This is a genomic window from Actinoplanes sp. CA-051413 (assembly GCF_050955795.1).
Classification (GTDB): domain Bacteria; phylum Actinomycetota; class Actinomycetes; order Mycobacteriales; family Micromonosporaceae; genus Actinoplanes.
Genome location: NZ_CP192100.1, coordinates 69,478 through 82,282, shown reverse-complemented (window position 1 = coordinate 82,282; position 12,805 = coordinate 69,478). Strand labels below are relative to the sequence as shown.

At 69.3% G+C, this 12,805-nt stretch carries 15 protein-coding genes and 1 tRNA gene; 9 read left to right on the top strand and 7 right to left on the bottom strand.

Annotation, left to right across the window (positions count from 1 at the left end):
• Positions 1–32: 32 nt before the first annotated feature.
• On the top strand, positions 33–965 hold the full coding sequence (locus tag ACQP2Y_RS00395) for a phosphotransferase (RefSeq protein ID WP_433723485.1): 933 nt from the start codon (positions 33–35) through the stop codon (positions 963–965).
• A 21-nt stretch (positions 966–986) separates the two neighbouring features.
• Here the strand turns inward: ACQP2Y_RS00395 and ACQP2Y_RS00390 are convergent, their stop codons facing one another.
• Both ACQP2Y_RS00390 and ACQP2Y_RS00385 read right to left on the bottom strand, forming a co-directional pair.
• Positions 987–1,268: a YciI family protein gene (locus ACQP2Y_RS00390; protein WP_433723483.1), complete on the bottom strand. Its 282-nt coding sequence runs from the start codon at positions 1,266–1,268 to the stop codon at positions 987–989.
• Positions 1,269–1,383: 115 nt separating this feature from the next.
• Positions 1,384–2,127 (bottom strand): hypothetical protein, encoded by a 744-nt coding sequence (locus tag ACQP2Y_RS00385; protein WP_433723481.1) that lies wholly within the window; start codon positions 2,125–2,127, stop codon positions 1,384–1,386.
• Positions 2,128–2,289: 162 nt separating this feature from the next.
• Here ACQP2Y_RS00385 and ACQP2Y_RS00380 point away from each other — a divergent pair, with 162 nt between their 5' ends.
• Positions 2,290–2,670, top strand: coding sequence for an ester cyclase (locus tag ACQP2Y_RS00380; protein WP_433723479.1), 381 nt, complete (start codon positions 2,290–2,292; stop codon positions 2,668–2,670).
• 162 nt (positions 2,671–2,832) lie between these two features.
• On the opposite strand, the gene dcd is transcribed toward ACQP2Y_RS00380, so the two are convergent.
• Complete coding sequence (gene dcd, locus ACQP2Y_RS00375) at positions 2,833–3,411, bottom strand: dCTP deaminase (protein ID WP_433723477.1); 579 nt, start codon at positions 3,409–3,411, stop codon at positions 2,833–2,835.
• 75 nt (positions 3,412–3,486) lie between these two features.
• On the opposite strand from dcd, the gene ACQP2Y_RS00370 reads away from it, so the two are divergent.
• The 6 genes from ACQP2Y_RS00370 to ACQP2Y_RS00345 all read left to right on the top strand — a co-directional run bounded on the left by ACQP2Y_RS00370 (position 3,487) and on the right by ACQP2Y_RS00345 (position 6,461).
• Entirely contained in the window at positions 3,487–4,002 is a 516-nt protein-coding gene (locus ACQP2Y_RS00370) for a pyridoxamine 5'-phosphate oxidase family protein (RefSeq protein WP_360546808.1), read from the top strand.
• 136 nt (positions 4,003–4,138) lie between these two features.
• A tRNA-Gly gene (locus ACQP2Y_RS00365) sits at positions 4,139–4,212 on the top strand.
• A 120-nt stretch (positions 4,213–4,332) separates the two neighbouring features.
• On the top strand, positions 4,333–4,824 hold the full coding sequence (locus ACQP2Y_RS00360) for a hypothetical protein (protein WP_433723475.1): 492 nt from the start codon (positions 4,333–4,335) through the stop codon (positions 4,822–4,824).
• 43 nt (positions 4,825–4,867) lie between these two features.
• On the top strand, positions 4,868–5,413 hold the full coding sequence (locus ACQP2Y_RS00355; protein ID WP_433723473.1) for an NUDIX domain-containing protein: 546 nt from the start codon (positions 4,868–4,870) through the stop codon (positions 5,411–5,413).
• A gap of 195 nt (positions 5,414–5,608) precedes the next feature.
• Entirely contained in the window at positions 5,609–5,995 is a 387-nt protein-coding gene (locus tag ACQP2Y_RS00350) for a hypothetical protein (RefSeq protein ID WP_433723471.1), read from the top strand.
• 61 nt (positions 5,996–6,056) lie between these two features.
• Positions 6,057–6,461 (top strand): hypothetical protein, encoded by a 405-nt coding sequence (locus tag ACQP2Y_RS00345; protein ID WP_433723469.1) that lies wholly within the window; start codon positions 6,057–6,059, stop codon positions 6,459–6,461.
• A gap of 11 nt (positions 6,462–6,472) precedes the next feature.
• On the opposite strand, the gene ACQP2Y_RS00340 is transcribed toward ACQP2Y_RS00345, so the two are convergent.
• The 3 genes from ACQP2Y_RS00340 to ACQP2Y_RS00330 all read right to left on the bottom strand — a co-directional run bounded on the left by ACQP2Y_RS00340 (position 6,473) and on the right by ACQP2Y_RS00330 (position 9,792).
• Entirely contained in the window at positions 6,473–7,363 is an 891-nt protein-coding gene (locus tag ACQP2Y_RS00340) for a LamG domain-containing protein (RefSeq protein ID WP_433723467.1), read from the bottom strand.
• A 76-nt stretch (positions 7,364–7,439) separates the two neighbouring features.
• Positions 7,440–8,465, bottom strand: a complete 1,026-nt coding sequence (locus ACQP2Y_RS00335) for a hemolysin family protein (RefSeq protein ID WP_433723465.1) — start codon at positions 8,463–8,465, stop codon at positions 7,440–7,442.
• On the bottom strand, positions 8,458–9,792 hold the full coding sequence (locus ACQP2Y_RS00330) for a hemolysin family protein (protein ID WP_433723463.1): 1,335 nt from the start codon (positions 9,790–9,792) through the stop codon (positions 8,458–8,460). The genes ACQP2Y_RS00335 and ACQP2Y_RS00330 overlap by 8 nt, the downstream gene beginning before the upstream one ends.
• Before the next feature lie 108 nt (positions 9,793–9,900).
• On the opposite strand from ACQP2Y_RS00330, the gene ACQP2Y_RS00325 reads away from it, so the two are divergent.
• Positions 9,901–10,560: a GOLPH3/VPS74 family protein gene (locus ACQP2Y_RS00325; protein WP_433723461.1), complete on the top strand. Its 660-nt coding sequence runs from the start codon at positions 9,901–9,903 to the stop codon at positions 10,558–10,560.
• Positions 10,561–10,565: 5 nt separating this feature from the next.
• On the opposite strand, the gene ACQP2Y_RS00320 is transcribed toward ACQP2Y_RS00325, so the two are convergent.
• Entirely contained in the window at positions 10,566–12,704 is a 2,139-nt protein-coding gene (locus ACQP2Y_RS00320) for a (Fe-S)-binding protein (protein ID WP_433723459.1), read from the bottom strand.
• Positions 12,705–12,805: the final 101 nt, after the last annotated feature.

The following is a 12,805-nucleotide window of genomic DNA, read 5'->3' as shown; positions in this document are numbered from 1 at the left end:
CCCCCGCGCGCCGGTGCGGAAAGGTGGACCGGATGCGCGCTTTCGTCACCCCAGAAGACCTGCAAGATCTCGTACGCGACACGTACGGCACCGACCGCCGGCTCCGCGAGTTGTCCCGCCTCGCCGGCGGCACCACCAAGGGTGTTTACCGGCTCACTCTTGACGACGGGTCGACCGTGCTGTTGTACCGCTGGGCGGCGGAGGAGAACTTCTGGCCTGCGCAGACCGGGCTTGACGTCGGACCGTTCCAGGCCGATGCGGGGCGTGACGGGTTTGTCCGGTGCCACAAGCTGCTTCGGGACCTCGGGGTGCGCGTACCGGAAATCGTGAGGATGGGTCCGGACCGCGCGCTGGTCGAGGACGTCCGCGGGGGCACGCTGGAGGCGCTGCTGGAGCGCGACCCGGCGGCCGGGCGCGAGGCTCTCGGTCGGTTGGCCGAGATGCTCCGGACGATGCACAGCCATCAGGCGCCCAGCTTCGGCTTCCTGGGCGAGACCCCGGCGCGCTTTGCCTGGCAACGCGGCCTCAACTCGCTGGTCGAGGCCGCCGCGCGGGATCCGCGCATCGGGGCGGCGCGCGAGCGGCTGGAGGAAGAGCTGCATACGCGGTTCGGGGCCGTGCGACCCCGATCCGGGTACGGCCTGATCCACGGCGAGCTGGGTCCCGACCACGTCCTGATCGGCCCCGGCGGGGAGCCGGTTCTGATCGACATCGAGGCGACGATGTTCTTCGACGTGGAGTGGGAGCACGCGTTCCTGGAGCTGCGCTTCGGTCCGCTCTACCCGGCGCTGCGCACGGTAGAGCTGGATGCGGCCCGGCTGGCGCTCTATCGGCTTGTGCACTACTTGTCGCTGGTTGCCGGGCCGCTGCAGCTCATTGAGGGCGACTTTCCGCATGCGGAGTTCATGCGGGAGATCGCCGAGGGCAATGCGCTGCGCGCCCTCGGCGAGATCGGCGTCAGTTAGGCCTTCTCCAACCGGCCTGCCTTAGGCGGTTGGGCTTTTCCAGTCGGCGAGGCCGCCGCGGGTGGGCTGCCAGCCGGTCGCGGCGTAGTCGGCCAGGCCCTGGCGGACATAAGGGTCGTCGGCGAGCAGCTCGTGCGCCCGGGCCTCGGACTCGACGTCCAGCAGCAGGATGCCACCGACCGGCGGATCCTGGCGGCCGGCGGAGACCAGCACGCCGGCCCGCTGCAACTCGTCGACGAAGGCGAGGTGCGCGGTCCGGGCCTCGTCGACCTGCTCGAGCGGGGCGCGATAGGTCGAGATCATCAGGTACACGGTGGTGTCCTCTCAGCCGCGGAAAGCTCGCAGCAATCGTACGAGGACGCGTACGGGCGCGCGGCCGGGTCCTCGCGGACCCGGCCGTTGCGTCAGATGCCGGTGCCTAGTGCCACCAGCCGCCGGACTTGAAGCCGGTCGACCACTGGTGCTCGGTGCACTGCCGGGCCGTGGCGAAGCGCTGCTCGTCGAGGACCGTGGTCACTCCGGCGTTGTAGGTGCCGAGCCCGAAGCCGATGCCCGTGACGGTCATCCGGGGGTTCTCCGCGACGACCTGGGCGAACGTCTTCGTGGCCGGGCCACCCGCGGTCTTGGGCAGGCCGGTGATCGTGGTCGAGGACGTCCACAGCGGACCGTCGAGCACGTTCCACTCGGTGCGTACCTTGCGCTGCGGGTTGCCGGCGCCGATCGAGCCCAGGTAGTAGTACGGCTCGAAGATGAGCACGCCGTCACCGGCGGCCGTCTTGACGAAGACCTGGTACGAGGGCAGCGCGGCGTCGTTGACGGCGTTGTTGTCCCCGGCGGTCGTGTCGAGCTTGACGGTCTCGTAGCTCATCTCGGTGACCGTGCTGGCCGCCACCGGCTTAAAGGAGTCGCGCCACGACACCTTGTCGGCGTTGCTGGACCGGGCGGTGGTCAGCTTGACGCCGTCGGTGACGACGGTGGCGGTGGCCGTACCGACCTTGGTGATGCCGGCGGTGGTGCTGTGCTTCTCGATCTTGCAAGGCTGGTGCGACGAGGCGCTGGCCGGCTGCGCGTTCACAGCGAGCGCACCCGAGGCGGCCATCACCAGAGCGGCGGCGAGAACGCGACGCGAGGTGAGGTGGAAGATCGTACCGTTTTGGTTCATTCGAGCATTGTATTGACTTTGGGGCGTTATCATCCGTCGTCGGCCCTGGTCGACCGCGCCCGAGGATGCAACAGGGTTGCCCTGGCCTGCACTTCTTCGCGTGCCTCTGATCGCTGCGCTTGACTGCCGCCTCGGGCGAGTCCGCCGCGCGAGGATGGGGTCATGAACGGCGACGCTGTGCGGGACTTCTATCGGCGCTACCTGGCGTGCTGCAACGATCGCCGGTTCGCGGACCTGGCCGAGTTCGTCGATCCGGAGGTGCGGATCAACGGCACTGACCAGGGCTTCGACCGGTACGTCGCGGGGCTGCGGGCCATGGTCGAGCCGTTTCCCGACTACCGCTGGGAAGTGCGGCACCTGCTCGTCGACGGCGACCGGATGTCCGCCCACTTCACTGATACAGGCGTGCACACACCGACGGGCCGGACGATCGACACGCAGGAGTTCGCGGTCTATCGGATCGCCGACGGGAAGATCGTCGAGGTGTGGGGCGCGTGGGTCATGGCCGGCTCGTCGGTGCTGACGCAGCTACCCGGCGCCTGACCGGTCTTGCGAGCACGCAGCCGGCAGGGTGAGGGTGGCCGTTCATGAGCCGCCAGGCGATTGGCCGCCCTCGCCCGGTCTCGGCGGGAGCGACGGCCAGTGACATGCAACCAGGCACGACATGGCCTTGATCTTGCTGCCCTTGATCCTGTTTTGGATCTGTCAGGCCGTCGGCCAGGTGCGGAAGTTGTGGTAACTGCGGCTCGGGGTCGGGCCGCGCTGGCCCTGGTAGCGCGAGCCGTAGACCGCCGAGCCGTAGGGGTGCTCCGCCGGGGACGACAGGCGGAAGATGCACAGCTGGCCGATCTTCATGCCCGGCCACAGCTTGATCGGCAGGTTGGCCACATTGGACAGCTCCAGCGTCACGTGCCCGGAGAAGCCCGGGTCGATGAAGCCGGCGGTCGAGTGGGTCAGCAGGCCGAGGCGGCCCAGGCTGCTCTTGCCCTCCAGCCGCCCGGCCAGCTGGTCGCCCAGCGTGATCACCTCGAGCGTCGAGGCCAGCACGAACTCGCCCGGGTGCAGCACGAACGCCTCGCCGTCGGCGGTCTCGACCTCGGCGGTCAGGTCGTCCTGCTGCTCGGCCGGGTCGATGTGCGTGTACAGGTGGTTGTTGAACACGCGGAAGAAGCGGTCCAGCCGGACGTCGATGCTGGACGGCTGCATCAGCTCCGGCGCGAACGGCTCGAGAGCGAGGTTTTCCGACTTGATCTCGGAGACCAGGTCACGGTCGGAGAGCAGCATCGGCACACCATACCGACCGGCATTGGGGTGCGTGTTCAGTGGTCGACTAGAACATATGTTCGATATGATGTTCGCATGGCTTCCTGGTCCGAATTCGCTGCGGCTGAGCCCGAGCTCGCCGCGGCCGTCCGCGCACTGCTCCAGCAGTACGGCCCCGGCATGGGCTACCTCGCGACAGTCCGCGCCGACGGCGGGCCCCGCGTGCACCCCGTGTCCCCGGTCATCACCGACGAAGGCCTCTACTGCTTCGTGGTCAACTCGGCAAAACGCCGCGACCTGGAACGCGACGGCCGCTACGCCCTGCACTCGTACCCACCGGAGGAGAGCGACGACGAGGCGTACGTGACCGGCCACGCCCACCCGGTGACCGACCCGGCCGTGATCAACCGCCTGGCGGAAGCCCTCCGCGCCTCCGCCCTGGTCGACTGGCGCCTGTTCGAGTTCGACATCACCACAGCCATGCTCCGCCGCCACGGCCCGGCCGGCGCCCTGCCCCTGGCAATGACCCTCCGATACCCCCCGATCACCCGATCGTGGCGCGACCCGGCCGCCAACTTAGGCCGCCCCCTGGTCGCCGCCGCAAGGTCGTAGGCACCGGCCGGCCACCGCTCTGCGTCGCGGGGCGCTGCCAGGTTCGGGAGGGAGCTGGGCCGCACCAGGTCCGGCCGGTGCCTACTCGGGGCGGCTCCGCCACCAAGCCCGACAATCGGGTACAGTGGGGCCGCTCGCGGGTGTAGTTCAATGGCAGAACATCAGCTTCCCAAGCTGACAGTGCGGGTTCGATTCCCGTCACCCGCTCCACGTACGAAGCGCCTGGTCACGGCTGATGCCGAGGCCAGGCGTTCGTCATCTTGGCGCACCATCACCTGCTGTCGTGCCATTGCCTCTTCTCAGTGGAGCCGTGGCAGGAGAATCGCTCGGGTGGAGATCATCCGATGGGTCGACGTCGCAGAGTGGTTCGACCCGTCGCAGAACGGGAGCGCCCCTGACGTCGTGGTGCCTGGTACAGCGATCGCGGACTGGGAAGCGTTGTTGGGGCTCATCCGGTCCGAGGGTTGGCGGTGTGAGTACGAGATCGGCGACGAGCGGCGACCGCTGCCGGCAGCAGCCGCTGAGCTGTTCGATCCAAACCTCGAGGGCTTGCTGAGGAGTGTGTGGGTTTGGCCCGACCCCGGCTTGGAGTGGATCATCCGACCATGGACTCCCGACGAGATCGTGAGCGATGTCAGCCTGCATGAGATCCAGGGCCAGGAGAGGCTGGACGCCTTCTGCCGATTCCTGCGCACCGTTGGTGCAGCCCTCGGCAAGTCCGTGCTCGTATACGCCGAGGGGGCTTTCGACAGCTACCCGCCGATGATGGCGTACGAGTCGGCCGAAGATCGGGTGGCTTTCCTGGCCGGCTCGTGGCGCTGAGATCGTGGGCAGCGATGTCATACCCTCTCGCTAGGTTGCGGGCATGAGTCGTGACGAGTTGCAGCGGCGGTCGCTGGCGGCCGCGTTGGGCGATGTTGGTGCTGCACGGGTCGAATATGACGACGTCGCGGGCTGGGTGGCAGCCGCTGGTGCCAGTCCGGCGGATCCATTGGGGGCCGAGGTCTGGGTGTTCGACGCGGACCTGTCCCGGGTTCTGCTAGTGCAGCATCCGTGGCGGGGTTGGGTTCCGCCGGGCGGGCAGGTCGAGCCCGGGGAGTCGCCCCGTCAGGCAGCACGTCGTGAGCTGTGCGAAGAGACCGGAGTGGATGTCGATCTTTTCGATCGGCCGGCTGCCGTCAGCGTCCGCTCGTACCATCCCGACAAGCCGGCGACCCTGGGGTTGTCCTATGCCACGATCGTCGATCCTGCGGTTCCGCTGATGGCCGAGCCCGGTCAGCCGGCCGCGTGGATGAGTCTGGATCGCTCGTGGGAGAGTTGGTTTCCCGACGACCTGGTTCGCATGCGTCAGCACGCGGAGTGGCTGGCCGGCTTTTCTAGATCTGGACGACCAGCACGCTTACGCGATTGACCACAGGCGCGTGGGACACGGTCGCGGGCAATACAGCAGGTATGTATGTCGATAGACGTGGCGGGCTGCGCCTTAAGATCGGGATGACAGCGTGGCCGGGGATAGCTCCGGCTCGTGGTCGAGGCGGAAGCTCGGGCCAGTGGTGATGGCCCGAGCCTCCGCCTGTTCTCGGCGCACGGGTAGGAGACTGGGTCCATGGACCCTGAGCTGGCCGCCTCCCTGGTCCCGATCCTGGCCGACCTCGCCCGGCCCGGAGGCGTTCTTCCCGAGGTCCGCGACGAGACCTGGAACGACCTCCCCGGCACAGCCAGCGCCTTCCTCTACGCCCAGGACGGTTCTGGGCAGGGGATCTCGATCACGCTCGGACGGCCGCCGGCTCAGCAAATCGCCGAGCTGGCTGATCAGGTGCAGGAGTGGGCGGTCGAGGCACTGTGGACGCTGGGCCGGCCCACCAACTGGCCGTTCTGTCCGCGCCACCCGCACAGCCATCCGCTCGCGGCGGTTGAGATCCGCGGGCGGGCGGTGTGGCAGTGCCCCACCGACCGCGTTGAGGTTGCGGACATCGGCCGGCTTCAGGCATGACCAGGTGGTCTTCCTGACCGACTCGTGGCGCTGAGCGACGCGGCGGCCTTACGATTTCGGGGTGGCAGGCGACGACGTCAGCGGGTCGCGCGACGATCAGCAAGAGGTCGACGCGGAGGTGCGGGACACCGAGGCCCGGCAGCTGCTGGACGGGCTCCAGGACCGGCAGAGCTCCCTGAAGAAGCGCGAGACGCAGCTCGCCGACCGGCAGTACGACGCCGACGCGCGCGACGCGGACCTCGAGCGCCGCAACCGCAAGCTCGATGACCAGGAGCGGCTTTCGCAGCGACATCATTCCCGGCTCGGTGCACGAGAGCGGCAGGTCGCCGCCCGCGAAGCGAAGCTGCAAGACCAGGAAGTTCAGATGAACCAGGCGTTGTCGAACATCGACGAGCGACGGCTCCAGCAGGACGAACGGGACCGGGCCGCGGATCAGCGCGAGATCGACGACTCCTTGCTGGAGTAGGACCTGATCTTTCAGGCGATGGTCAGGAAGACGTTGTCGATCTGGCCGGAGAACTGGTCGTTGCCCTTGCCCGCGCCCTTGCCGCCGACCCGCAGCGGTTCCGCGTTCGCGATCGACAGGTTCGCCGGGAGGCGGACCCAGGCGCGTTCCAGGCCATCGACCGTCAGGGTCAGGCGGTCCCGGGTCCGGGCGCACATCAGGTTGTGCCAGCGGCCGTCCGCCACGTCCATCAGGGGTTCCGCTCGGTAGATCTGGGTGCGGCCCGCGATCACGCAGCTCGGGTGACCCTGCCGGTGGTCCACCTGGAGCTTGAACTGGCTCACCCCACCCACCGAATAGCCCTTCTGGAAGACGTTCGCGCCGTCGGCCAGGTCCCGGTGGGTCATCATGATCGACGCTCCGTAGCGCATCGGGCGGGTGCCGGGGTTCAGGGCGTCCTCGCGGAAGCCTTCGAGGATCGCCCTCGGGCACTGCCGTTCGCGGGCCAGGGTGCAGCGGGTCGGGTACTGCACGGCCAGGCCGTTGCCCTGCGGGACCAGGCTCAGGGTGCCGCCGTTCTGGGCGAGCGCCCGCAACGCGTACGCGCCGTGCGTGTCGGTCAGGGGCTGGTTCACCCCTCCGTCGAAGGTGTAGCGGACGGTGACCGGGGACTTGGCCACGCCGATCCGTCCACCCGTCTGGGGTACGGCGGCGAAGCCGGGGTTCGTGGGGGTGAGTACGCCGCCGGAGGGGCGCGGCTGGGAGGCGACGTACTGCGGGCTGATCCGGGACGGCTCGGTGGTGCCGGGGTGGACCAGTTGGGCTGCGAACAGGCCGGAGCCGAGGGCGGCGCTCACTACCAGCGCGCCGAGGGGGGTGACGCGCCGGCGTGCGCCTCGCGGGGACCGTCGAGAGTCGAGCATGCGGTTATTGTCCGGATCGCCGCTTTAACTAGCGTGTTCAAACTCCGTTTGCGCGTAAATGTGGGCTAAAGCACCCTTACGTGGTCGGCCGAACGGAGGGTTCGCCGATCACGGCGTGCAGGACGTCGTCCAGGGCGATCACGCCGAGCGGTCGGCGCCCGTCACTCACCAGGACGATGTGCCGGCGGTCGCGTCTCATGGTCAGCAACAGGTCGGCCAGCGTGCGGTCCGGGGCCACCACGGCCAGGGGACGGATCATCTCGGCGGGCATCGGGAGGCTGCGCTGCGCTCCCTCGTACCCGAGGAGGTCCTTGACGTGCACGAAGCCCAGCACCCGCCGGGTCTCGCGCTGCACGACCGGCAGCCGCGACCGGCCGCTGCGGGTCGCCACCGCCTCGATGGTCGCCGGCGATGCGTCGTCGGCGACCGTCGTCACGCCCGCCCAGGGCTGCAGGGTGTCCGCCGCGGTCCGGTCGTGGAGGCCCAGCGCGGCGTGGATCCGGGCGTACTGCTCGGTGCCGAGCAGGCCCTCGGCCCGCGCCTGGGTGACCATGCCGGCCAGCTCCTCGGCGGTGAACACCGTCTTGACCGCGTCGGTGGCCTCGATCTTCCACAGCGACAACACCATCCGCGAGGCCCAGCGCATCGCGACCAGCAGCGGCTTGGTCCCGGTGCAGAAGGCCAACATGAACGGGCCCAGCACCAGCGCCGAGCGTTCCGGGCCGGCCAGGGTGATGTTCTTCGGGACCATCTCGCCGACCACGGTGTGCAGGAAGACGACCACGCCCAGCGCCAGCACGAAGGCCACCGGGTGGATCGCGTTCTCGGGCATCCCGATCGCGCCGAACGGGCCCTCCAGCAGGTGCGCGAGGGCCGGCTCGGCGATCGCGCCCAGGCCGAGCGAGCAGATGGTGATCCCCAGCTGGGCGCCGGCGATCATCAGAGGGATCTGATTCATCGCCGACAGCGCCCAGCGGGCCGGCCGGGAGGTGGCGGCGAGCGGTTCGAGAGCCGTACGCCGGGACGCGATGAGCGCGAACTCACCACCGACGAACAGCGCGTTGCCGAGCAGCAGCACGACCGTGACCAGCAGCTCAGTCATCGGAACTCTCCGGCGGCGCGACGACCCGGACCTGCTCGATGCGGTGCCGGTCGACCTCGATGACGGTGAACTCCCAGCCGTCGTCCTCGAGCGACTCGCCGACGACCGGGATGTGCCCCAGCCGGGAGAGCAGGAAGCCGGCGAGCGTCTCGTACGGGCCCTCGGGCAGCCGGAAACCGGTCTGCTCGGCCACCTCGTCCTCCCGCAGCAGCCCGTCGACCAGGAACTTCCGGTCGTCGCCGGGCGCGGTCAGCTCCTCGCTGCCGGCGTCGGGGAAGTCCACGTCGTACTCGTCAGCGATCTCGCCGACCAGCTCCTCGACCAGGTCCTCCACCGTGACCACGCCGTCGGTTCCGCCGTACTCGTCCACGACGATCGCCATGTCCGCGTCCGCGGCCCGCAGGGCGGCCAGGACCTTGTCCAGGTCGAGGCTCTCCGGCACGAAAACGGGCTCGCGGGCGACGGTGGACACCGCGGTCGAGGCGCGGCGTTCGGGCGGGACACCGAGGGCGTCGGACACCCCGACCACGCCGACGACCAGGTCGAGCGTCGACTCGTACACGGGGAAGCGGGTGTGGCCGGTCTCGCGGGCCGCGACTATGAGGTCCGCGACGCTCGCGGTGGTCTTGAGCCCGACCACGTCGACGCGCGGGGTCATCGCCTTGGCCGCGCGTTTCTCGCCGAAGCGGATCGTGCGGCGCAGCAGCGTCGCCGTCTCCGTGGGCAGCGCGCCGGCCCGGGCACTGATCGCGGCCAGCAGACCCAGCTCCTCCGGCGATCGGGCACTGGCCAGCTCCTCCTGCGGCTCGATGCCCAGCCGGCGGACCAGCCAGTTCGCCGAGCCGTTGAGCGCGCCGATCAGCCACTTGAAGAGCTTGGAGAACGTGCGCAGGGGGGCCGCGGTGGCCAGCGCGACCCGCATCGGCCGGGCCAGGGCCGCGTTCTTCGGCACCAGCTCGCCGAAGAGCATCGAGACGATCGTGGCCAGCACCAGCGAGAGCACGTGGGTGACGGTCTCGGTGGCGCCCCCGGCGATCGGCTCGATGCCCGGACGGAAGATCCGGGACAGCGCGGGCTCGGCCAGATAGCCGGTCAGCAGGGCGGTGAGGGTGATGCCGAGCTGGGTGCCGGAGAGCTGGAAGGAGAGCTCATGCAGGGCGTGCCGGACCGTACGGGCGCGCCGGTCACCCTCGTCGGCGCGCTTGTCGATCTCCGCCCGGTCGACGGTGACCAGGCCGAACTCGGCTGCCACGAAGAACGCGTTGCCCGCCGTGAGCAACGCGAAAGCCGCCAACGGGAGCACCGTCGTCAGGAGCGGGCCGTCCATGATCGGTTCACCTCGGCCCTCATTGTGCCGGAACGCGGCATCCCGCGGGCGCTCGTGTCCGGTGCCGCGGATCACCTCTGCCGCCGGCCGCCCGGATACGGTCGCACCATGAACCTCGCCGAAGAGTTCGTGCTGCTCGCCTACGGCGACGACGGCGTGCCCGACACCGACAGCGTCCGTCTCGACCACGGCCTGGGCGGCGCCCTGCTGCTCGAGCTGGCCATCAGCGGCCGGATCGGCGTCGAGGACAAGAAAGTCGTGGTCCTGGACCCGACGGCGACCGGTGACCCGCTGGTGGATCAGGCCCTCGACCGGATCGTGGCCGACGACAAGCCGCGCAAGCCCGCGTACTGGGTCAAGAAGTTCACCGACACCCGCAAGCCGGCCCTGGACCGGCTCGTCGACCAGGGCGTGCTGACCCGGGAGCAGGACAAGGTGCTGTTCGTCTTCCCGCGGACGCGCTATCCGGCCCCGAACGGCGTGGAGCCGGTGCCGGAGACGGAGGCGCGGCAACGGTTGACCGCCGCCGTTTCCGGAGCCGGGCCGGTCGAGCCGCGTACCGCTGCGCTCTGTGCCCTGGTGGGCGCGACCAACCTCGACCGCAAGGTCTTCCGCACGCTGGACCGCAAGCGGGTCGACGAGCGGCTCCGCGAGATCTCGGCGGGCGACCTGACCGCCGCGGCGGTCCGGCAGACCGTCGAGGAGATCCAGACCGCGGTCATCGTCGCGGTGGTCGCCGCCTCCGCCGTGAGCGCGGCGACCTCCTAGCCGGCCTAGGCGGGTGCCTTGTCGCCCTTGATCGAACGGAGCAGCACGCTCGCCACGTCGACGACCTCGACGTTGTCCTGCTCCCCCTTGCCGGTGACCCCGTCGCCGATCATCGTGTAGCAGAACGGGCAGCCCACGGCGATCGTCTTCGCGCCGGTCGCCAGGGCCTCCTCGGTGCGCTCCACGTTGATCCGCTTGCCGATCTTCTCCTCCATCCACATGCGGGCACCGCCGGCGCCGCAGCAGAAGGACCGCTCGGAGTTGCGCGGCATCTCCACGAGGTTGGCCGCCTCGCCCAGCACCTCGCGGGGAGCGTCGAAGACCCGGTTGTGCCGGCCCAGGTAGCAGGGGTCGTGGTAGGTCACGTCGCCCTCGATCGGCTGGACGGGCGTGAGCTTGCCCTCCTTGACCAGGTGCGCGAGCAGCTGGGTGTGGTGCACGACCTCGACCTCGAGGCCCAGCTGTGAATACTCGTTGCCCAGCGTGTTGAAGCAGTGCGGGCAGGTCGCGACGATCCGCTTGACCTTCGCCTCCTGCAGGGTCTCGACGTTCTGCTGGGCCAGCATCTGGAAGACGAACTCGTTGCCGATCCGGCGGGCCGGGTCGCCCGTACAGGTCTCGCCCTCGCCGAGGATGGCGTAATTGACGCCGGCCTCGTGCAGCAGCGTGGCGACCGCCCGGGTGGTCTTCTTGGCCCGGTCCTCGAAGGCGCCGGCGCAGCCGACCCAGAACAGGTAGTCGAAGTCCTCGGTCTCGCCGACCCGCGGCACCTCGAAGTCGAGGCCCTTGGTCCAGTCCTCACGGGTGTTCTGCGGCGCGCCCCAGGGGTTGCCCTTGTTCTCCAGGTTGCGCAGCATGACGCCGGCCTCGGCCGGGAAGCTGGACTCGATCAGCACCTGGTAGCGGCGCATGTCGACGATGTGGTCGACGTGCTCGATGTCCACCGGGCACTGCTCGACGCAGGCGCCGCAGGTGGTGCAGGACCACAGCACGTCCGGGTCGATCACGCCGCCCTCGGCCTCGGTGCCGATCAGCGGCCGGTTGCCCTCGGCGAGTGCCAGCACGTCCATGTGGGCGAGCTGGGCCTCGGTGGCCTTCTCCTCGCCGGTCAGGTCCTTGCCGCCACCCCCGAGCAGGTAGGGCGCCTTGGCGTAGGCGTGATCGCGCAGCGACAGGACGAGCAGCTTGGGCGAGAGCGGCTTGGCCGTGTTCCACGCCGGGCACTGCGACTGGCAGCGGCCGCACTCGGTGCAGGTGGAGAAGTCGAGCAGGCCCTTCCAGGTGAACTGCTCGACCTGGGCGACGCCGAACTGGTCCTTCTCCGGGTCGGCCTCCTCGAAGTCGAGCGGCTTGCCGTCGCTCATCATCGGCTTGAGCGCGCCCAGGCCGGAGCCCGCGGGCTTCTCCGGGCTGCGCTTGAAGAAGATGTTGAAGAAGGCCAGGAAGCGGTGCCAGGCCACGCCCATCGTCACGTTCAGCGCGATGGTGATCAGCCAGCCCATGGAGATGAAGATCTTGACCAGGGCAACCCAGGTGGGACCGTCGGCCGCTGCGGGCAGCAGGGCGCCGACGCCGTGGCTGACCGGGGTGGCCCAGGCGGCGTACTCGAAGGTGTCGTTGGCGACCTTGAAACCGCGGATCAGGAAGCCGCAGATCAGGACGCCGACGATGACCGCCTCGACGAAGTAGCCCTGCCACATCGTGGAGCCGGTGAACCGGGAGACCTTCTTGCGCTTGTCGTGCTGGCGCCGGTAGATCAGGTAGAGGATGCCCAGCAGGCCGAGGACGCCGATCCACTCGGTGACCAGGCCGTAGACCGTCCAGTGCCCGACGATCGGCAGCCCGCCCTCGGGGTCGACCACCTCGAAGTAGGCCTCGACCACCAGCAGGAACAGGATCATGAAGGAGACCATCACGAACCAGTGCGCCGCACCGACCGCGGTCCACTTCAGCATCCGGGTGTGACCGAGGGTCTCGACCAGCATCGTGCGGGTGCGGGTGCCCTTGTCCCCGGAGCGGGTGGGGTCGGGCCGGCCCAGCCGGATCACCGCGGTCATCTGCATGACCGCCCGGACCGCCAGGACCACGGCGACGAGGGTGACGACGCCCGCCAGGACGGTGGCGACGATCTGCACTGTGCCCATGTGGTTGTGCCTCCTGGAGTCAGCTGGCCCGCCGACCTATGTTACCCACGAGTAATCAGAATGCGAGCGGCAGTCCGGGCAGGTGTTGCAGTCGTCTGGCG

Excerpts from the sequence above, each read along its gene's own strand:
- ACQP2Y_RS00385 (WP_433723481.1), bottom strand. The coding sequence starts at position 2,127 with ATGAACCAAAACGGTACGATCTTCCACCTCACCTCGCGTCGCGTTCTC.
- ACQP2Y_RS00340 (WP_433723467.1), bottom strand. The coding sequence starts at position 7,363 with ATGCTCGACTCTCGACGGTCCCCGCGAGGCGCACGCCGGCGCGTCACC.
- ACQP2Y_RS00320 (WP_433723459.1), bottom strand. The coding sequence starts at position 12,704 with ATGGGCACAGTGCAGATCGTCGCCACCGTCCTGGCGGGCGTCGTCACC.
- ACQP2Y_RS00335 (WP_433723465.1), bottom strand. The coding sequence starts at position 8,465 with ATGACTGAGCTGCTGGTCACGGTCGTGCTGCTGCTCGGCAACGCGCTG.
- ACQP2Y_RS00370 (WP_360546808.1), top strand. The coding sequence starts at position 3,487 with ATGGCTTCCTGGTCCGAATTCGCTGCGGCTGAGCCCGAGCTCGCCGCG.
- ACQP2Y_RS00330 (WP_433723463.1), bottom strand. The coding sequence starts at position 9,792 with ATGGACGGCCCGCTCCTGACGACGGTGCTCCCGTTGGCGGCTTTCGCG.
- ACQP2Y_RS00390 (WP_433723483.1), bottom strand. The coding sequence starts at position 1,268 with ATGATCTCGACCTATCGCGCCCCGCTCGAGCAGGTCGACGAGGCCCGG.
- ACQP2Y_RS00355 (WP_433723473.1), top strand. The coding sequence starts at position 4,868 with ATGAGTCGTGACGAGTTGCAGCGGCGGTCGCTGGCGGCCGCGTTGGGC.
- ACQP2Y_RS00380 (WP_433723479.1), top strand. The coding sequence starts at position 2,290 with ATGAACGGCGACGCTGTGCGGGACTTCTATCGGCGCTACCTGGCGTGC.
- ACQP2Y_RS00395 (WP_433723485.1), top strand. The coding sequence starts at position 33 with ATGCGCGCTTTCGTCACCCCAGAAGACCTGCAAGATCTCGTACGCGAC.
- ACQP2Y_RS00350 (WP_433723471.1), top strand. The coding sequence starts at position 5,609 with ATGGACCCTGAGCTGGCCGCCTCCCTGGTCCCGATCCTGGCCGACCTC.
- dcd (WP_433723477.1), bottom strand. The coding sequence starts at position 3,411 with ATGCTGCTCTCCGACCGTGACCTGGTCTCCGAGATCAAGTCGGAAAAC.
- ACQP2Y_RS00325 (WP_433723461.1), top strand. The coding sequence starts at position 9,901 with ATGAACCTCGCCGAAGAGTTCGTGCTGCTCGCCTACGGCGACGACGGC.